The following is a 20,541-nucleotide window of genomic DNA, read 5'->3' as shown; positions in this document are numbered from 1 at the left end:
AGCCGTCTTGAGCAAACTAGCTAGGCAAGCCGAATAAACATCTGAAACGTTGAGTTAATTTGTGTACTAGTAAAAGTTAAAAGAAATAAAAATTAAAAACCTCTCTAATACTTACTATTATTTAATAACCTAATCATTCATTATTATCATCTGCTTCTTTGTCTTCTTCAACGGACACCGCCTCCTTATAAACACTTTCTAATCTATCAATAGCAGCAACAAACTCTGTGCCCTCTTTCCCCGCCTTGACAAAACTCTTCAGTCTCTCAAGGTCTTCCATGGAAATTATAATATCAATAGCATAACCAATAATGGTAAATTCATCGCCTTCATTTGCACCAACATACTTCTTGGCAGCTTTGACAAACCCGTCAACGGCTTCCTTAAATTGACCAGAAGACATACCAGAAACTAGAGAAACAAATGCATCAGCATAAGCCAAGCTAGCCACTTCCATGGTCCTGAGAATAGTACCCTCAACAGCCCTAACCTTTCTTAAATACTCTAAATTTCTAGTCTTCCCTTCTTTACTCACTTTCCTAGTAAATGAAGGATCAAATTCTTCTATTCGAGCATTAGCATCTTTAGCTTCTTTTAAAACCCTTTCATATTCAGCAATTGCACCGTTTAAACTCCCAGCATCACGTCCACCTGCTTGCTTTAATAAATCTGAAAGCTTTTGAAAATCTTTTTTAAGATCGCTCTTCTCTAGCTCCTCAAGAGCCTTACTACGATTAGCAGAAGGAACCGTACCGAAACACGCAGCATCATATTCTGAACAAGTAGAATAGGCCATAATAGACTTAGAAAACCCGATATACTTGTTATGAATAACCACCGCTAAATCCAATGTGTACGGTTCGGTCTTTTCAACAAAAGCCTTAATCTTTTCCGTCTCTTCTAAAGTTAGCTTAGTAATAGGCGTTACTTCAGCAGCACCAACAGCAGCAGCTTTAACGTCCCCATTATCTGCACTGCCGCCATCAACATTCCCACCCCTAGAACCAGTCTTACTCGAAGACACATCAGCCTGTCTTGCATCCCTACCTTCCCAAAATTCGCATGACACAACAAACACTGACAACAAAAACACCAAAGCGCACACACCACACCTATTCATATCCTCTCCCTACGTACCATATATACATCAAATACACTCAGAATACTAACAATACAACAATCATTTCCTAAAAATTCAAAAAAACACGGATTAGAAACGCTTGATAATAAAGGCAAGGAATAAGGTTCCCCTAAAGACTTCCTTATTCCTCTAATACTTACTAAATTTATTAACTATTTGTTTAATGCTATTTCTTTTTAACTTTTGCCGCCTGCTCTGGTTTTACTGCCTCGTAAGCACTCTCCAATTTCTCAATAGCCGCAAAAAATTCCGGACCCCCTGGGCCAAACTTAGCAAAGCTCTTTTCATATGCAAGACCTCTTCCACTAGCCATAGAGAAAATTACTTCAGTAATAACAGTAAATCGGGTGCCTGGGGCCACTTTAGCATACTCCTTAGCGGCTCGATTAAACTCATTAACGGCTTCCTTAAATTGACTAGAAGACATACCAGAAACCACAGAAGTAAATGCATCAGCATAAGCCAAGCTAGCTTGCTTCATAACATCAAGAGCAGCATCAAGAGTATCCCTTACCTTTTTGAGGTACCCTATGTTTTTACTTCTTTCTTGGGCATTTGCATTGTTAATTTTTATTTTACCATTAGCATCTTGTGCTTCTTTTAAAACTCTTTCATACTTAGCAATTGCATTAGTCAAAGCTTTAGGATCATAACCACTTATGTCCTTTAACATATTCTCAAGCTTCTTAAACTTCTCTTCAAGCTTAATCTCAACTAACTTCTTAAGTCCTTCCTTGCGTTCATCGGAAGGCCCCTGAGTAAAACACCCAGGACTGTAATCTGAACAATTAGAATAAGTCCCGATCTTAGCATAAGGCACGGAGTACGCATTACTAATAGTGTAAGATAAATCCCTGGGATATGCTTTGGTATTTCCAGTAAAATCTTTAAGTTTTTTCATATCCTCTTCAGTTAACTTAGTATTTAAGGGTTTTGGCATAACTTCATTACCACCAGCTTGATCGCCAACCACACCATCCCCAGGATTATTGTCTCCAGCTAAATTGCCTCCTACAGGCTTCAAGTCCCCTACAAGCCTACCGCTTCCATTCAATCCCCCGCCTGTATTATTATTTAAAAGCTTAACACCCCCTGCCAATTCAACTATACTCACATCACCATCTGTCTCAGCATCACCTGAAACCTTCCTTGCACTAAGCCCTCCCCAAAATTCACACGATACAAAAAAAATCGACATCAACATTAAAAAACACACGCTAATTTTATTCATTCTTCTCCCCTTATTTCGCATACTACAACACTTAAATTATGATACACTAAATATGTTCGTAATATTATAATATAATACTCATTATATTTCAATATTACGAATAAACGTGTTCTTAAACATTTTTAAACAAAGTTCTTGGGTTTTAACTTCCGGGGGCTAGGAAATACCTTTGTGTATACTATCCCTTTATACTTACTAGACTTTTATTTACTCTTATTTTTACTATTTAATGCAAGGCCTGGTCTAACTATTTTGTTAATTTAGTCTGAGGAGCACTGTATGCATATTTTATTTTAAAATCATCTTCTTTAAATTCTTTTATTGCTTGTTTAAGCAAATCCTGAAGAGTTTCATACATCTTATTTAAAGAAAGCTTCACACTTATTAAATGCTTGAATACATGATGCAATCTGTCACGCAAAGCATCCAACTTCCTCTTATCATACTCGCTTAAAGATTCTAATTGATTTGAAATCTTTTCCTTCGTCGCTTTTTTAGAAGTAGCACCACCAATGTCTTTAATCAGTGCACTGGATATTAGCTGATCCAACTTCTTTAACGTCTTACGCATCATATTCTTACCCAACGAGATAAATTTATCCCCAACGCTCTTCAAAGATATATCTTTATCCCTTAAAAGAATCTCACATATCATTAACGTATACAGTTCATCCTCACTTAAGTGTTCTTTAAACTTATCACCCCAAACTTCCTCTGTGCTAAGTAATACTTTCTTATTCATCAAGACAAGCTCATTATTGATGTTTTCAATAAAAGATTCAGCACAAGCCTTAATCTTGTCCAAAACCTCAATGTTAGGTTTTTTGTCATAAACTTTGTTTTGATAAAACGCGTATGACAAATCTGACTCTAAATCATAAAGAATATCCCCTCGATCACCTTCTCCGCTATATTTCTCAACCGCTTCTCTTGCATGCTTTATCTGAGTAAGCATGTCTTGTGTACCCCGCTCTCCTATGCTTGCTAGGAAACCAAGCATGAGCTTTTCACTGTAAGCATACTTTTTAATATTGTCCTCATGGCTGCCCTCATAAGCACCACCAAGCCTTGCCTTGTAGCGCTCGTCCTGCAAGATATCCTTTAAATATTCCAATGTTTCCTTGTAACCAACCCCCAAGCGATTCAGCCAATCAACCTTTATCTCATCGTGCGTCTCCTCCCCGTCCGCATCCAAGGAGTTACCATCACCATCCACAAGATCACTACCCAAAAACGCTTTTCCACCCTCTAGCAACACAACTCCATCAGCATTTAAAGCCCCCGCCTCAGCTACTATTGCATCACCCTTTACTAAAGAATCCGCCGGAAGCAAAGAGTCGCCCCGCACGGGAATAGCCTCGACTATCGAAGGTACTTCCAGATTAGCCTCAGCCTTTGCATCCACATCAAGGATATCCTTATCCTCCACAACAGCCATCCCAGGCTTTTTACCACCCACACCGCCTACATCAGAAAAAATTTCATTACCAAAATCCGACTGATCCCCCACAAACTCACCGCCGGTTTTCCTATGACCCAAATCCAGTAAGTCTTTTCCCAAACCGCTTTTTCCCAAACCCACATCAAAATTGTAGTTATCACAGGAGAGTAGCATAAGAACAACAAAGAACACACCAACCCTAGCCATTCAAACTCCAAGAACCAAACACATAGAAACCACTGCAATAACTCATACTTCTTCCAACTTCTGTTAAGCAGAGATTATACCTCACTTCTATGCTTAAGTCCAGGAACAGGATTCCCAACCCGAGAACCGCCCCAACAGCAACCCCTCACCTTATATTGCCAAACAAGTTGTAAAAACACAGAAGCAAAGAAGAGCTCTTCTACTCTTCCCTGCCTCCAGCTAATAACTCTTTAAGAAGAAATCTTATTCTTAACTAATGAAGATGCACTACTTAAATCCCAAGCAGCACGCCTTAACGCCCCCAAAGCTTCTTTAAACTTTTCCGGAGCTTCCTCTAGAACATCTCTTAACTCCTTATAAACACCGTTAAACAGATCACTTACATTGCCCATAAGACTTTTCATACATTGTTCGCTTCCTTTATTTTGTCTATGCCCTCTACTTTCACTAATATCACTCATACAAGAGCCTGTATCACCACCAAAAGCTCCTACTGCCTTCTTTGCATCTTCTATTGAACCACTATTCTCAACTATTCCTGCTAGATTATCTACTAAAGATAACCTTTTCAAATGACTATTCATGTTAGCCATTACTACATCCGAAACAACACCAGTGAAGCCTGCACCTACCAACGTCTTAAACGCCAAATCAAACTTCTCTGCTGAATCTTTAATCTCCTTAATAAGCTCAGAAGTTTTCTTTGCATTTGCATCTCCATTACTAAAATTTCTAGAATCTTGTAAAGCCACCTTAGCATTATCGTCTACATCTTTCGCAATCTTACCAAGTTCTTCTTTACTTAAGGTCTTGACCTCTTCTACTCCCTTTCCCGTAGCCTTGCTTACTTCCTCTGCAGCCTTTTCTGCTACAACAACTGGATCCTCTCGAACTACCTTGACCCTAATCTCGACCTCAGCTTCAGCTTTATACCACCACTTACAACTCACAAATAAAACTAATAACAAAATACCTGTAGCTCTTATATACATCATCACACCCCTCCTCTCCGCTAAGGCATCTCATAACAGGAAATAAACAACTTAAGTATAAGAAGAAAGGAGTAGAATTAGTGGCGAATCTTTAGGCAATATTTGCCAGCCGAAGGGATCTCTAGCATGATATTTTAAACCTAAAATCCCTAGGGAGTAACTAAATAGGGTGCAAGTTTATTTTAAATACTAAAACTCTTCAAGCAAAGTCATCATCTTGCAAAACCTCAACTTTCATGGGTTTAATATACCCATTGCCCTTGGTAGAAAAAAAATCGTGTGTTTTAGTGTGAGTCCGCAATCCATTTAAGACTAGAGGATTAACATCAACATCTTTAATGTTAAAGATAGGATCAAACCCTAGATTCATTAAAGCCTTATCTGCATTGTAGCGAACAAAAACATCAACAGACACCTCAAGTCCAATGGAAGAATACAGCTCCCTAGTGTATGCATTCTCCAGACCATAAAGTCTTTCTAGAATAGAAAGTACCTCTTTTCGTGCAAGCTCCTGTTCTCGATTAGTCATTTTATTAAATTCTTCCTGTGCTAGAAGCCCAACGAACACACCATGCACAGATTCATCTCTTAATATTAAATTAATAATCTCACCACTATTTATCATCTTACCTTGACCTGCAAGATACAGAGGATAAAAAAATCCTGAATAAAACAAAAATGTTTCAAGAAACACAGAAGTACACAAAGCCTTATATAAACTCATCCTATCGTAAATGTTGTTATATCTAGACAAGATTAAATCTAGTTTATCTTGAAAATTTCTATAATTCTTGACCCAACTGAATATGTTATCTATCCTGTCTATGTTTGACAGACTTGAAAATATGCTACTATAGCTTTTTGCATGCATGTGCTCCATAGCACCCATAAACCCGAGCACAGGTTTATAGTCTAGATTATCTATTGCTAAAGCTATTCTTGGCATGCCAACAGAACCCTGTTCTGTATCAAGTAAGGTAAGACCCCCTAATACCTTCTCATAAACATCTCTTTCCTCTGGCGCTAAGGTTTGCCAAACAAGTTTATCTCCTGAAATTGGAATCTCTTCATCCACCCAAAACTGTCTTATGTTTTGATCCCAAAACATCTTGGTGTACCCATTATTAAGCCTATTCCAATTTATAGCCTCCCGATTACCATCATCTCTCATAAATACCCCCTATATTGCGCAAAGAATACATTCATCCACTGATAGATTTTTATTCCTTGTATAATATAGGCTTTTAAGTCCCTTATTTTTAGCATAAATATAAAGCTTTACAAGATCTCTAGTACTAGCCTCATTTGTAACGTAAAGAAGAGTACTAATCCCCTGATCAACATGCCGCTGAGCCTCACTGATGAGATCTATTAATTTTCTCATATCCATGTGATATGCTGATTTAAAAAGAGTAGCATTTTCTCTACTCAAATACGGCATTGGGTAATACGTTGTTGAATTACCATAAACCCTAGCTTCAACAAGCTCAACAATTGGCATAAGAGACGTTGTTGCATTTTGAATGTAAGATATGCTCTGAGTTGGGGCTACAGCTAGCCTATAAGAGTGATAAAGACCATGTTTCCTAACCGCATCCTTAAGGCACGACCAATCATTTTTGTCTGGAATTTTCAGACCATTAAATATCTTCTGTACTGCTTCTGTACTGGGTGAGAAATCCTCACTTAAATACATATCAAAGTAATTTCCCTTGTAATAATCGCTTTTCCTAAAATCCTTAAAAGTCTTCCCTCTCTCCTTTGCAATGTTCATACTACTCTTTAAAGAATAAAAATTTAACATCATAAAAAAGGTACGAACAAAATCGCAAGCCTCTAGGCTCTCATAGGGAATTTTGTTTTTAATTAAAAATCCGTGTAAATTCATTACACCAAGGCCAACTGCATGGTAATCCTCATTTGCCTTCCTGACACTTGGAGCATTTTTAATATCTACAATACCAACAACAGCCGTTAGTGCTCTCATTGCAACATCAACCGTATGCTCAAAATCACTATTTACAACATTTACAATATTTAAAGAGCCAAGAATGCAACTAATATCGTAGCCTATTTCGTCCCCATCACCATAATCAGCAATAAGTGAGGGAGTCTGTATCTGAAAAATTTCTGTACAAAGATTAGACATCTTAATGCTACCAATATCTTTAAGTGGGTTATTTAAATTACACGCAGTGGAATACATTATATAAGGATATCCAGACTCAAACTGTAATCTAGCAATACGAACCAGCATATCTCTAGCAGAAATCTCTTTCTTTACAATATTTGGATTACTTATTAAAGTTTCATATTCTTTATCAAAATCAATATCACTTAAATGCCGTCCCGTTGCTTTGAAAAGCGAATGAGGTGCGAATGCACAAAAATTACCGCCTTCACGGGCAATATCGAAAAATTTATCTGGAATAATGACACCCAGTGATAATGTCTGCATACGACTCTTCTCATCGGCATTTATCTTCTTTGTGTCCAAGAACTCCTCAATATTGTAATGAAAAATACTCAAGTATACAGCACCAGCACCTTTCCTTTGTCCCATTTGATCTGCGTAATTAAATCCATCTTCTAAAAGTTTCATAACAGGTATGACACCCTTTGCAACATTCTGAATGCCTCTTATATCCTCCCCAACAGCCCTAATATTTGAAAGATTTAAAGCAATTCCACCACCAATCTTTGAAAGCTGCATGGCTGAGGAAATATTGAATGTAATACTGTTAAGAGAGTCCTCTACTTCTAACAAAAAACAAGATACAAGCTCGCCCCTGACCTTCTTCCCCGCATTTAAAAATGTAGGTGTTGCCGGCTGATAACGCTGTTTAATCATTTCAGTAGCAAGGCTTTTAGCATAATTAAAGTCCCCACAAGCAAGAGAGAGGCTAACTGCAACCACTCTATCTTCATAATCTTCCAAATAAACACTACGATCATCATTCTTAAGTGCATAGTCTTTGTAAAACTTAGATGCACTCATATAAGACTTAAACTTAAACCCCTCAAGTCTTACAACCGCATAGAGTTCAAGTATCTCTTCCTCAGAATATTTTTCATAAAAATCTTCATAATAATTATTGTCAATCAAATAGTGCATTCTCTCATTTGGATCATTAAACCTTAAAGACTTGCTACCAACCTCGTCCAAGAAAACACTTAAAGCCTCCAGATCTTTCTCTAGTCTGTAAAACCCGTCTTTTAAGACCATAATTTCATTATTTAACTCTAAGTGTCTCATCGCAAATCCTTTCTACAAAATTATTAACATCGTGCACATTTCCTGCAAGTTCAAACTTCAATATCTCTTCCACATCATATTTGCGTCTTATTAAATTAACAGCATTACAAAAAGAATCTCCCCAGTTCTTGTTCCCACTCCCAGCAACCCCTACCATCAACTTCCAGTTGTTAGCCAAAAATTTTTCTACCTCAGGTGGTATGTTGCCAAAAGAAGCTGTATAAGTAAGCAAAACATAAGGCTCATCCACAATCTCACAGCCAGTCTCTATGCGTAAAACATCTTGCAAACCCGTTTTTGCAATAAAGCGACCTACATTTCCCGTCCTGGAAGCATATACTACTAAAATATAGATAACCCTCTCTTCCGTTTCATATTCATAAATCAAGCTTCTCTTTCAGTCTCTTCAACTCAAGCTCTGACAAATGCAGCCTAGAAAGATCTAATACCCTCTTAATCTCACGTACTTCATTTTTTGAAAGCATAACACCTTCTAGAATATGATTCTTAAAACTAGCAGTAGCTAATGGGACAACCCTTTCTGCAATTTTTAATAACAAAATAGCATATTCCCTTATTTCCTTCTGGGCATGAGACGATATTCTTAACTTAACAAAGTGAAATAAATTATTCAAATCAATCTGCCAGTACCATTCAGTGTACAAGCTTAAAGGTAAAGATATCCTTGCTACCTCTCTTGAGACATCACTTTCTACCATGTCATGGTAAACGTTGTAAGATCTCTTATAGTGCTCCTCCAGATTACTAACCAAATTCTCAACAGTCTTCTCACTAAGCCTTACATCAGAACGCCCCTGCTTGTTAGTGACACTCTGTTTGTTAATGTCACCTCCAGAGGGAACATAAAACTCCTCTCTCATCACACTATAACGCCCTGAAACTTCATTAATCCTTGCTGTCCTATGCCTCATCCATTGTCTTGCAACAAATATTGGAGCTTTCACATGAAAAGTAAGAACCACCTGTTCAAGAGGGCTTGTATGCTCATTTCTTATAAGGTAATCAATAAGACCCGCACTGTCTCGCTTTGCCTTAGAATCCCTGTAAGAAACCCTAGCCGCACTAACTATTCGCTCATCACTACCCATATAATCGACAAGCCTTAAGAACCCCTTGCACAAAACCTTGTATTCCTTGTCTAATATTTCTTCCGCTGCTTGTACACATTCATGCATAAATTACTTCCCCATACCTAATCTCTTAATCAAATTACTAATGTGCTCCTAAGCCTTAACCCCTAAACAAAAGCCTGTCAACAAGCCTCAATCCTAAAAGTAAATCAACCTAAATTGCCCTATAAGCCACCTTAAACCAATATTAAGCTCTTTTTATGTAAATAAAATCTACCTTTTTCACTACTTTAATATCTTACGAATGAAATTTAGTAGGTAAATGTTAGCACAAAAGTTTGCAATGTTAAACAACATTTAGTAAGCATTTTTAAATACTATTTTTGCAAATATGTTCTCACTTGAAGAGTAAAAAGTAACACAATGCTGCTAAACAGCACTATCCTTGGTGAATAAAAGATTTGATTTATGATTGATTTTTGCGTCATAGAATAAAAATAAAATGATATTTATCTAGAGAGAAGTATCTGTATTTAAATAACCTATGAACTGGTAAACGAAAAACAGTAACTCTAAATGGGACTAGACTCAAGATCAGTTAAGGCTATGAAAGCAAGCCTTATGTCGTGACGGATGCCATTTAATTCCCTCTGAGCTTGACAATAAAGCAGAAAAACCCAAAGATGCAGTGCAGAGCAAACTTGTTAGAGGACAACACTTCAAGTTAACAGAATGGTATTGGTTATCCACAGCAGGCATAAGCTTGAGTTTAGGCTCAGACTTTTATTACCACCTACTTTAATTAAACAACTAATTAGTCAAAATGGCCAGAAACCCAGTTCACAGGCCATATCTTCACCCGAGCTTGCAAAATACTACTCAAATCAATGGGCATAAATTTTATATTTATTATTACTTAATTTTCCTTCTTAAATATGTCCATATTACCTTTCACATGTCATATAGTGACTTTTTATAAATGCTATATATTGACTTATTAGATTTTTAAATAGAAGGTAAATATGATTTTTATCATTTCAATTATTAGAAGTGTTTTGTTATCTGCGTTGCTAATAATATGTTCAGTAAGTTTATTTTCTTTAAATGGATCTGGTGTGACAAAAGAAGAAGTAAGGGCAAGTAAGTGGAAAATTAATTTTAAAAACTTAAAATACCTTGATGGCTTTTTTCTTACAAGCATTGATGCTTTTAAAGCATTATCTGAAGAAGACTTATTGCACAAATTAAGATTATGCTTAATGGTTGCAGAAAATAAAAAAAGCGCTCCTGTTGGCTCACAAAAGAATTTACTGCGCAAATCACATAAGTTTTTAATCAAACTTAGGGACAAAAATCCAGATAAAGCAGCGTATCTTTTGTATGAACTAGATTCTCTGAGTCTACTCCTGTCAGATACAATAGAACTTGCAAACATGCTAAGACAGGAAGACTCGGAGGGTGTACAAAAACATTACCATGAATACAAAGAATCATTGGAAAGGCGTTTACCGCTAATTCCTGAATATGTAAAGGAGTTTGCATCGATAGTAAGCACCCTCGACCACAATCGGGTTGAAAAAAGCTTTAAGAAGTTTATACCCAAATTCGCAGATCTTTACAACTCGGTCAAAAATGTGCATTCCAAGTTGCACAAACACTACACACAATACGTAATGAAGTACTAAGTTCTTGAGTGCGTCGCAGCGGCTCTTTGTTTAAGCTTTAATTTAAGCTTTAAAATCGATTTTAAGCAACGTCCCACTGAACTGTTAGTTTAAGCTAGTGGGACTTTTTTATTATCTTATCGTCTTACTGCTAACTAGCTTGTCACTAAAGCATTAGTCTTTGCTTTGTAGATCCTAAGAGGGGCATTCAGCCTATTGGGTGTTCACCTTAACAGAAGCCGAACCTGTAGTTGACCTACTACTACTGCGCCTTGTACTGCTACTCCTAACACTTTCATTCGTCACTTTCCTAGTACCTTTCCCACCTGCAATCGGTCTTTTAAAACTAGAACTGACAACATCCGTCTCTGAAACGGTATTAGACTCTCCTGTTACCCTTCCAAATTCATCCCTAGCAGATAAATTACAACTTAAGATACTTGATAGTAAAATAATACTCACACAAAAAAACTTGCCTTGTTGTCTTCTTCTCATATTTTAACCTCTGAAAAGTATAGTACTCCAAAACCATTTATTTATCAAACCAACTAAACCTAAACCAGCAAGGGGTTAGGATGAATGTACCCATTAAAAAAACAGGCCACCCTAGAGCAGCCTGTCCTCATTTAAGCATAAATAAATTTACAAACAAAGATTAATCGTTAATTCTGCTGACCGCTCTTAGAGCCATACAGCAATTTTTTCACTTTCTTCAAAGACTCTTCCATTGTCAAAAGCTTCCCTTGACGAGTCCCATTCTGAGTACCATATGCACTTTGATCTGTCTCCTGGCCTGTCTTAACTTCCCCAACAAACTTTTCTACCTCTTCTTCAAGCTCAACCAGTTGTTTCTTTGCATTAGTAAGCTTACCCAACTTATCCTTTGCCTTACTGCTCTTGTAAACCCGTTCACCAGCGTTTGCAGCGTCCAATCCCTTCTTAACAGAAGCTAAAAGACCATCTAAATCTCCATCCAAGCGTTCTCTTGTATATTTAGACGCCTCCTCAGCAGCTTTTCTCTTTTTGTTGTATTCCCCAAGTCTCCTAGTATCACCCTTTATAGTCTGATAATAACTGAACAAATTATAATCCTTTGCTAGCTTTTTAACCAGCTTAAGTGACTCATTCACACTTGCTTTGGCTTCATTCAAAGGATCATACTCATCTTCTTCAACAACTGCATTCACCCCTCCGTATGAAATACCAAATCCTGGTGAACCATAATATTCCTCTTCTATAAGGTTACTCTCTCCAGAATATCCTCCCAAGGACTCCGTACCAGCTGTATCCTCTGTTATCTCTGTTGCATCATTGTAACCACTCACCGGCGCCACTGTCCCGTAAGTATCACTGCTGTAAACATTTGTTGAACCTGTTGATCCCTTTTCTGTCTCAACCTTACTTGAAACAACCGCTTGGCCTTCTACTCTACCTGATGCACTAACAGAGCCTGAGCCCGCCACAGCTACTTCGACAAAGTCGCCTGAATCAGAAATTACACCTATCCCGGCACTTCCTGATAAAACAGCAACTTCCACACCGTCTATTTTCTCTTTAGTTACTGTTACATCAGCATATCCCGCAAATTCAATCTCACCACCATTTTCCAAAATAGATCGAACCTCACCCGCCACTTCCTTGGTCCTTCTTAGAGACTCGACATCACAACTCAGCAAACCCAGGGAAATTGCGAACAAAAAAATTCTATTCATCGGCATTCACCTCCTCTTTAATGGACAATTCTACTACAACATCGTTGAAAAACCTAAGTTTCATAACGAATTAGGTGACTTTCGAAAAACACTTAAAGTTAAAATTTGCACTTTGGTCCTCGCTAATTGCTGTAGCCAAGCACCATCACTAGGTCTAGATTCTCAAACAGGACTCGGATTAGCTTTAATAAATCTCCCCAACTTTAATACGGAGACATTATTGCCTTATTAAATTATCTTCCTCGCTCAAGATCTGTATCTGCGATAAAGAAGCTACCGACTCTAATAAGGGGCAGCAAATATTAGCCTCTGCTGCCCTTTAAACTTAATTGCTGCTCAAGATGTCATCTATTTGACCCTTGAGTGCTTTAAACAAAAATGAACTACTGTTAGCTCTTAAAGCTATGTATGCCCCTTCATACCCCTCGTCACTACTACAAGAAATTTTTAAATCTCTTAAATATTCTTCTTCCTTTTCCTTCAATTGGCTCTCCAAATTTTGTTTCTGTGGATGATCGTCTGCCATGTCATATATTGCGTCTTGTACCTCGTCCCGTGCTCTCATGGTCACGACTATATCCGCAATAGCTTCCTTAGTTTTATTTAAACCCAATATTAATAAAAATTCATGAAATTCCTCTTCTGTGTAATTCTTAACACCCACAACATCTTTTGCAATAAGTGGATTGGTTAAAACACTCTTTAAATATTGAACTGCATGTCCTTCTACAGAAGAAAGTTGATATTTTGCAATTAAACCTTCTACTGTGTTCTCGTCTTCTTCAAAATCAAGCTCCTCCGCATCTTCCTCATCATCATCTAATAAACTTATATTTTTAGCGTCTTTTATGTCCTTACAACCAAAGAACATAAATACCAATATTAGAATTAAACTTTTAAAAATTCGTATATTCATGACTTAATTTCTCCTTCTATAAGAAATATATATCATTTAATTATTAAGAAAATATTCATAGTAAAACGGGTTAAATTGTATCATAAGGCCTTTATATAAAAGTTAAAAGCTAAGAAAATAGGACAGGGCAATATACCTTCTTTGTTATTCAAGCAATCTATATTATAATTGTCTGGGGTTCGGTGCTTGAGGGAACTTGGGTTATCTGGAACCGTAAATTTAAGGGACGCGATGCTTGGTAGTGTCTTCGTGTTGGTGAGCACAACCCGCTGTGGGAGAAATGTCGCAGAGCGTTGTGAGGTTGTCCTACATATTATTCAAGATCGAACAATGGGTGTCTGTTAGTGGGATGGGCTTGGTCAGAAGAAGTGTGCTCACTCCCGTAGTTACTTGCGTCTGCAACACGCGGTGGTGCTAAAAGTTTGAAGTGTCTTTTTAGCAATATGTAAAACATTGGTTTGATATTGGGTTTGGTTGGTTCTTTGCAGAAGCACTTGGTAGTCTTGTGTTTTTTGCTTAGTCTTGCCCATGTTTAATCAAGAGAGGTGTTTTTGTCTGTAAAAAGAGAAGCCATGTTCTGTGACCTCTCTTTTTTTCAAATTAATATGCTTATTTACCCAAAGCTACGTTAAGTAGCTATATTGAACCTAACTCACGTCAAACACAACTGGTGCTGATACCACTGTTTGTGAGCCTACTCCCCCTGATTGCTGGCTTGTCCCCGCTGGTTGTTGTTTTACAAATCTTTGAAACACACCTGACATCATCTTTTGTTGACCTGCTGGCAATGATGGTAATTGTTTTACCTTTGCTGTTGCTGGCTTTACTGCTGGAACAGCAGGCGCTACTTGTGCCTGCTGTTTTGGTCGAACTGATGCTACTGGCTTTGCTGCTGCAGCTTTCTTTTGTCCCGCTTCATCTACTGCTTCAAATACACTTGCTCCACCTTTCACTGCATTCTTAGCTGCCTCTTTCCTTGCTTCTAATGCTGCTGCAGCTTCCCTTTGTTTCTTTTCATCCGCTAGTGCTTTAAATACACTTGCTCCATCTTTTTTCATTGCATTCTTGATTTCTTCCTTCCTTGCTTCTAACGCTGCTGCGGCTGCATTTTGCTTCGCTTCATCCGCTAGTGCTTCAAATACACTTGCTCCACCTTCTACTCTCTTCTTGATTGCATCCTTCTTTGCTTCTAATGCTGCTTCCTTGGCTGTTGGCACTGAAGGTGTTATTACCACCGGATGATGTTGCTCTGGGGTTTTTGTAACTACCGGCTGTTCAACCTTTTCTTCATGGTTTTCACTCCCTAATTCTTTATGTAGGTTATGTAGGTTTTCTGGGGATAAATCATTCCCACAACTTATCATTAAAACGGTAAACAATACAACCATTGTTATTTCAAATTTTTTCATATAATCTTCCTCCTCTAGATAATTAATTAAATAATCATCCATTTTAGTATGCAGTATCTAATGCTACTGATACATATTTATAATAGTTCTAGATTGTACTAGTTTTATTTTGTTTTGTCAACTTTATATTATTTAAAGTTTTTAATTAATTCTTGTTTTTCGTGATTTTGCCTCTCTAGAGGCTTTTTGGTATGTTTTAAGAATGTAGATGTCGTTTTATTTGACTTCTACATTCTTTTATTAATGTTTATTTAATTAATCTTTCAAACTCTTTTTGCATTTCAAAAAGAGAGTTTGGTCTTCCGTATACTTTTTTATAAACTTCTGCATTGCTTCTGGTAACTTTACTCAATTCCGCTAACATTCTCTGCTTAGAATTCTTTTGTGATACAGCTACCTCTATTTGATCATCAATTCTTTCAATAACTTCTTCTCTTAAGATAACAAATTCATTAAACATATCATTAATGTCTATTATGTTTTTATTGTCCCTAAGCTTATACAGGCCTGCTTCCCCCAAATACTCATTTACGATTTGATGAGTAAAATTTCCAATTCCATATAACAGGTTTAATAACTTATAAGCAACATCTCTATCAGAACCGGTTACTGCTAACTTTTCCAGTATTTTCTCTACCCTTCCAATAGATTCTGAATCATACCCCAAGCCTGCATAAATTTTGTTTAATCTCTCAGCATCACTATCTCCCTTGCCTATTTGCATATTTTTTGGCAACTCCCTGATCCTAGACTCAAGAGTAGTAAATGATCCCGTCATTTCATTCTTTTCTTCTGTAAGTTCTTCTCTTAATTCACGTAAGCTCTTCTCCAGTTCATAATAAGCTCGTTGCCTTGCTTCCCTCTCAATCCCCAATTCATCAGATGCTTTCATTGCCGCTTTCGTTGTCTTCCCCTGTGACACACTTACCGTTTGGGTATGAGCTACGGCTGTTGCTAGCGTTACAAATAATACAAACATTATTATGCTGAATGTCTTCATAAATATCCTCCTACAATGATTACTATAAATTAATAATCATCACATGTTATTGTAACACAGATAAATAAAGACAAAATACAGTTTCATATGTAAGTTCAAGTGGCGTCTTGGCAATAAGACATTCACTAGACATTCACGAATCTTATTACCAAATCGCACCGCAGTATTACCACCCAACACTAGCCCTCAAATGTTATACCTATCTAGAAAATGCAGTGCTTCTTCGCTAGTGGATTGATATTCAACTATTGCATCTTCGTTTTTCTGTTTGTAACCAGCTGCCTTATGAAGTTCCTCGCGCATATCATCTTTACTCTTCGCCCCCGCAGCCTCATGGATCTGCGCTTTAATCAATTTTATTAATTTTGATTCTGCCTCCATATATTTATCTAGCTTTTCATTGATTTCAGCAAGAAAGGGTAGGTCCTCATTGTTCCCAATCTTATTTAACCTTTCATCCGACAACTTCACGTATAGGATATTTGTATTCCAGTATCCAATATCACTTATCATATCTATTAATTCATAAGCAACCTTGTACTCTCTAGTAGAAGGATCAAAGTGCCCACGATCTGTCTTTGTCAGTAATTTAGAAAATATTTCTTCTAACTTTGTAATGCAACTAACATCGTAATCCAAGGAAGCATAAAATTTATCTATTTGGTCTGAGGTTTGAAAATCATCTCTATATTTAAGCATATCTAAAATATTAGGAAACGCGCGCTCTCCTCTTTCAATTTCGTTTCTAACAACCTCTCTTCCATTTAAACCATCAGGAAATGCATATCCCCCTGCCACAAATTTACTCCTAGCCTTCGCAAGCACTGACCTGTATGGCTTCACTTTCCTCTTAAGGGCTTCGTAAAGCGTATCCTTTACCTTCTCTCCCTTACCAGTGCCCTTTTCTATCTTCCCTTCATCTCTATTCTTATCTACTTCTACTATCTCTTCGTCTATCTTTCCTTTCAGTTCCTTCTGATTAGGTCTTTTTTTATTGCCTGCAATAAGCTTACCTTTCCTGCCAGTTTTGCTCTCAATCTTGTCATTGTCAGTCGTTTGTTGCCCGCAGCTCATAAATATGACTAGCAATATGAGCACCATCCTGTACATTTTCATTTCACTATCCTCCTTCTACCAATTAACTTATCTTTGGCCTGCGTTAAGCCTGAACGTTAGGGCGCATTTGTTTTGCATAATTAACAAGATCCAATGCCACTATTACCACTAGTAAGCATCAACATCAATCCACTTTGCGCCCTTATTTACTAATCCCCTAATCCAGAGCAAAACTTTAAGATCTTATTGTATTCGATTATCATAAGACCAACTGCATTGTGAACATTTAAATTACCTGGCTTGGTTGCTTCTGATATTTCCCAATATATATCTTCTTCCTTTTTAGCATTCGATGCTCTATTAATCTGTTCTTTAATTAATTTCATTGCTTTTGCTTTCTTTTCCATAAACGTGTCCAGAAGCGCATTGGCTGTAATAATGTTTCCCAGGTTACCTTTACTTTCCATCTTGTCCAAGTTTTTGTCTGAAAAATGTTCATTTAAAACCAAACGATTAAAGCGTCCGATTTCATTACTCAACATTGCCAGCAAAATACTAGCAATATTAGTCCTATAACCCTTAACCACCATTTCCGTTTCATTAAGACTACTGCTGCCAACAATCTTCTTCTGCAGTTTAGAAAATACCCCGTCTAACTTTGAAATTAAAGCCACATCGTAATCCAGGGAAGCATAAAGATCATCTACGTCCTCTGATCTTTGGAAAGCAGATTCACTGATCTTAATTCCAACAATTTCTAAAAGATTGGGAAATGAATTTTTGCCAGTATTAATTACCGCTAAGACAGAATTTCTACTATTTAAACCATCAGGAAATGCATGCTTACTTGCCGCAAATTTACTCCTATCCTTCGCAAGCACTGCCCTGTATGCCTTTACTCTTTCCCTGAAGGCTTCATAAGCAACGGCATTTTTCCCCTTCTCACGGCCTCCCTTTTTCCCTCCGTTCATCTTCTTCCCGTCTCTACTAGCACCTTCTTCTATCTCTTCTTCTATATTTTCCTTTTGATTAGGTCTTTTTTTGTTGCCTGCAATAAGCTTACCTTTCCTGCCAGTTCTGCCACCTACCTTGCCCTTGCCAGTAGTCTGTTGCCCACAGCTCATAACTATGCTCATAACCATAACTAGTAATATGAGTAATATCCTGTATTTTTTCATTTCACTATCCTCCTTCTTATATTCAACGCTGAAAATTACTACTTTTGAAAAAATTAACTAAAACTGTGAATCCCCTTCGGATTCGGCTAAGCCTATCGTATAAATCCCGAATCTTTGTCGTGTTATCAGATCCTATTACCTTACACAGCCCCTCCTGTGATAATTTATTATTTCCCCTCCTGCCTATGCCTTTTCTTCCCAGTTCTTCAATCGCTTGTATGAAATTTGATTTGATTTGCACAAAATTCTTAAAACTTTGATTAATGCTTTCAACTCTTTCTAGTTTATCTTTACTGATCCTATATAGAATCTCTTCCGTTAAAAGACTAATTAAGTATTCATGATTCCATTCTGATAAATGCTCTAACCTTACTATTAATCCACTACTAATAGCAGGTTCACAATTAATCAACTGATTAAATGTTTCACCAACCCTTCTAATAGTTGATACATCATATCCTAGCGCTGAATATATTTTATCTAGTATTCTTTCCTGTTTTTCTTTTGAAACATTAGGGATATGTCTTATAAATGGATCCACAAAAAGTTGAGATTGTTCCTGAGCTTTCAATTTGGCAAATGCGACCTTAGCCTTCTTAAACTCCGTCCTTTGTAATTCCAAATTACTCAAAAGGTCATCATAAACCATCTTTATTTGGCTGCCTTCCTTTAATTTAATCTTGTACTTAACTTTCTTTTCCTTGCTCCTACCTTTCTGATTTACTTCACCTTCTGCTTTCTTACTGCCGTCCTCTAGATCTACACTGTCGTTCTCTTCACTAACCTGGTCTTCTTCTGTTTTTTCATCACCTTCTTCTTTTACTTGCCCACTTATCTTGTGGCCTTCTGACTGACGAGTATTACTTTTGCTACTATCCTGCCCACAGCTCATTAATATAGTAACTAATACCAAAAACACTAACACATACCTTCCCATGAAATTCTCCCTTCAATAAAACACTGCGTACCATTTCACTGCTAGATTAATTATCATATTAAAATTAATTTAATTATATAATAGATTTAATCTAATACCACTACGCACTTAAGTCATAAACCCCCTTATTTACCTAGACTGAATTAACTTTTTAATATCTTCTGAAATTTTTCCTAACCTTGCGCATTCTGCACTCAAACCTAAACCACCTCCTGTCATCTTTTGCATTTCATCATAAACTAATGATTTATTGTGCTTATTTGCCTCCATTTTCGACAGGCCGGATTTAATCTTTTCTAATAGCTCTTTTCTCTTAACAATAAATTCATCCAGCTTTTGCATAATTAAATTCATCATTGCAGGCTTTTTAATACCTCTAGCTTTAGCCAAATTCGAATTTCCTAAGGATTCATTTAACATTTCTTGAGTATAGGAGTTAATATCTACAAACAAAGTTAAAAACGAAGCGACAATAAACACCGTACCGCTTTTGTCTCCAAACATAGAGATTGTAAATCCTGGGAATGATTCTTCTAGTTTTCTAATGGAATCAATATCATAACCTAACCCTGCATAAATTTTATTCATCTCCCCTGGATTAGCATAACTGGATCCAACTCCTTTTAGTTTGTTTACAAGCACAGGAAACGACTGACCACCAGAAATAAATATAAGCTTATCTCTTTCAAGCTCTGCTCGGTACCCTCTCGATTTCCTTTCAAGCTCAAGATAAATTCCTTGCGCCATTCTCTCTTCTGATTCTCTTTCTTTCTCCTCTTCATCTTCTATCTCCACCTTTGCTTCTTCTTTCATCTCGTCTTCTTTCTTGTCTTTTTTTCCTGCCTCTTCTTCTTTCATCTCGTCTTTCTTGTCTTTTTTTCCTGCCTCTTCTTCTATCTCATCGTCATAGCTGTCTTCTTCGTCTAAATCTTCTTCTATCTCTCCCTTTGCTTTTTCTTTCGTCTCCTCGTCTTTTTCTTCTGCCCCCTCTACCTCCTCCTCCTCTTCATCATCTTCTTCGTCTAAATATTCATCTTCCATTTCTTCCTGAACATTATTACTGCTAACATCTTGCCCACAGCCCATTAGTAAGGTAAATAACATAAAAAATATTAATACGTGCTTTCCCATGAAATTCTCCCTTCGATAAGAAATTATTCACCATTTCATTAATAGATTAATTATAATATTAAAATTAATTTAAGTATATATTAGATTTAATCTAATCTTAATTTTTAAACCCTACTAAATATAGGTAATTTTTTAATATTCTTTATTAAATAGAGAAAGCTGACATTTCAACTTCCTCT

18 protein-coding genes are annotated in these 20,541 nt (G+C 36.9%); 1 reads left to right on the top strand and 17 read right to left on the bottom strand.

Annotated features, from left to right (window positions below):
- Positions 1-133 precede the first annotated feature (133 nt).
- From QYZ68_RS05850 to thyX, 8 genes are all read right to left on the bottom strand, one after another.
- Positions 134-1,120 (bottom strand): hypothetical protein, encoded by a 987-nt coding sequence (locus tag QYZ68_RS05850; RefSeq protein ID WP_301384728.1) that lies wholly within the window; start codon positions 1,118-1,120, stop codon positions 134-136.
- Positions 1,121-1,307: 187 nt separating this feature from the next.
- Complete coding sequence (locus QYZ68_RS05845) at positions 1,308-2,372, bottom strand: hypothetical protein (protein WP_301384727.1); 1,065 nt, start codon at positions 2,370-2,372, stop codon at positions 1,308-1,310.
- Positions 2,373-2,619: 247 nt separating this feature from the next.
- Positions 2,620-4,020, bottom strand: a complete 1,401-nt coding sequence (locus QYZ68_RS05840; protein WP_301384726.1) for a hypothetical protein — start codon at positions 4,018-4,020, stop codon at positions 2,620-2,622.
- A gap of 230 nt (positions 4,021-4,250) precedes the next feature.
- Positions 4,251-5,015: a hypothetical protein gene (locus QYZ68_RS05835; protein ID WP_301384725.1), complete on the bottom strand. Its 765-nt coding sequence runs from the start codon at positions 5,013-5,015 to the stop codon at positions 4,251-4,253.
- A 196-nt stretch (positions 5,016-5,211) separates the two neighbouring features.
- Entirely contained in the window at positions 5,212-6,183 is a 972-nt protein-coding gene (gene nrdF, locus QYZ68_RS05830) for a class 1b ribonucleoside-diphosphate reductase subunit beta (protein ID WP_301384724.1), read from the bottom strand.
- 9 nt (positions 6,184-6,192) lie between these two features.
- Positions 6,193-8,268, bottom strand: a complete 2,076-nt coding sequence (gene nrdE / locus QYZ68_RS05825) for a class 1b ribonucleoside-diphosphate reductase subunit alpha (protein ID WP_301384723.1) — start codon at positions 8,266-8,268, stop codon at positions 6,193-6,195.
- Positions 8,246-8,656 carry a class Ib ribonucleoside-diphosphate reductase assembly flavoprotein NrdI gene (nrdI, locus tag QYZ68_RS05820; protein ID WP_301384722.1) on the bottom strand — a complete coding sequence of 137 codons (411 nt, stop codon included), beginning with the start codon at positions 8,654-8,656 and terminating at the stop codon, positions 8,246-8,248. Before nrdI ends, nrdE begins: the two co-directional genes overlap by 23 nt.
- On the bottom strand, positions 8,646-9,464 hold the full coding sequence (gene thyX, locus QYZ68_RS05815; RefSeq protein ID WP_301384721.1) for an FAD-dependent thymidylate synthase: 819 nt from the start codon (positions 9,462-9,464) through the stop codon (positions 8,646-8,648). Before thyX ends, nrdI begins: the two co-directional genes overlap by 11 nt.
- Positions 9,465-10,381: 917 nt before the next feature.
- Here thyX and QYZ68_RS05810 point away from each other — a divergent pair.
- Positions 10,382-11,044, top strand: a complete 663-nt coding sequence (locus QYZ68_RS05810) for a hypothetical protein (RefSeq protein WP_301384720.1) — start codon at positions 10,382-10,384, stop codon at positions 11,042-11,044.
- A 192-nt stretch (positions 11,045-11,236) separates the two neighbouring features.
- On the opposite strand, the gene QYZ68_RS05805 is transcribed toward QYZ68_RS05810, so the two are convergent.
- The 9 genes from QYZ68_RS05805 to QYZ68_RS05765 all read right to left on the bottom strand — a co-directional run bounded on the left by QYZ68_RS05805 (position 11,237) and on the right by QYZ68_RS05765 (position 20,362).
- Positions 11,237-11,518: a hypothetical protein gene (locus QYZ68_RS05805; protein ID WP_301384719.1), complete on the bottom strand. Its 282-nt coding sequence runs from the start codon at positions 11,516-11,518 to the stop codon at positions 11,237-11,239.
- Positions 11,519-11,685: 167 nt separating this feature from the next.
- Positions 11,686-12,735 carry a hypothetical protein gene (locus QYZ68_RS05800; protein WP_301384718.1) on the bottom strand — a complete coding sequence of 350 codons (1,050 nt, stop codon included), beginning with the start codon at positions 12,733-12,735 and terminating at the stop codon, positions 11,686-11,688.
- A gap of 325 nt (positions 12,736-13,060) precedes the next feature.
- Positions 13,061-13,651 carry a BTA121 domain-containing protein surface lipoprotein gene (locus tag QYZ68_RS05795; RefSeq protein ID WP_301384717.1) on the bottom strand — a complete coding sequence of 197 codons (591 nt, stop codon included), beginning with the start codon at positions 13,649-13,651 and terminating at the stop codon, positions 13,061-13,063.
- Between the two features lie 647 nt (positions 13,652-14,298).
- Entirely contained in the window at positions 14,299-15,060 is a 762-nt protein-coding gene (locus tag QYZ68_RS05790; RefSeq protein WP_301384716.1) for a hypothetical protein, read from the bottom strand.
- A 247-nt stretch (positions 15,061-15,307) separates the two neighbouring features.
- Entirely contained in the window at positions 15,308-16,060 is a 753-nt protein-coding gene (locus tag QYZ68_RS05785) for a hypothetical protein (RefSeq protein WP_301384715.1), read from the bottom strand.
- A gap of 186 nt (positions 16,061-16,246) precedes the next feature.
- Positions 16,247-17,176, bottom strand: coding sequence for a hypothetical protein (locus QYZ68_RS05780; protein WP_301384714.1), 930 nt, complete (start codon positions 17,174-17,176; stop codon positions 16,247-16,249).
- 149 nt (positions 17,177-17,325) lie between these two features.
- Positions 17,326-18,294, bottom strand: coding sequence for a hypothetical protein (locus QYZ68_RS05775; RefSeq protein ID WP_301384713.1), 969 nt, complete (start codon positions 18,292-18,294; stop codon positions 17,326-17,328).
- 22 nt (positions 18,295-18,316) lie between these two features.
- Complete coding sequence (locus tag QYZ68_RS05770) at positions 18,317-19,231, bottom strand: hypothetical protein (RefSeq protein ID WP_301384712.1); 915 nt, start codon at positions 19,229-19,231, stop codon at positions 18,317-18,319.
- Between the two features lie 129 nt (positions 19,232-19,360).
- The gene (locus QYZ68_RS05765) at positions 19,361-20,362 is read right to left on the bottom strand and encodes a hypothetical protein (protein ID WP_301384711.1); all 1,002 of its coding nucleotides are present in this window, start codon (positions 20,360-20,362) and stop codon (positions 19,361-19,363) included.
- Positions 20,363-20,541 lie beyond the last annotated feature (179 nt).

The organism is Borrelia sp. P9F1 (assembly GCF_030436115.1).
Classification (GTDB): domain Bacteria; phylum Spirochaetota; class Spirochaetia; order Borreliales; family Borreliaceae; genus Borrelia.
The sequence above is the reverse complement of the archived record's forward strand: the minus strand, read 5'-3'. Positions and strand labels throughout refer to the sequence as shown.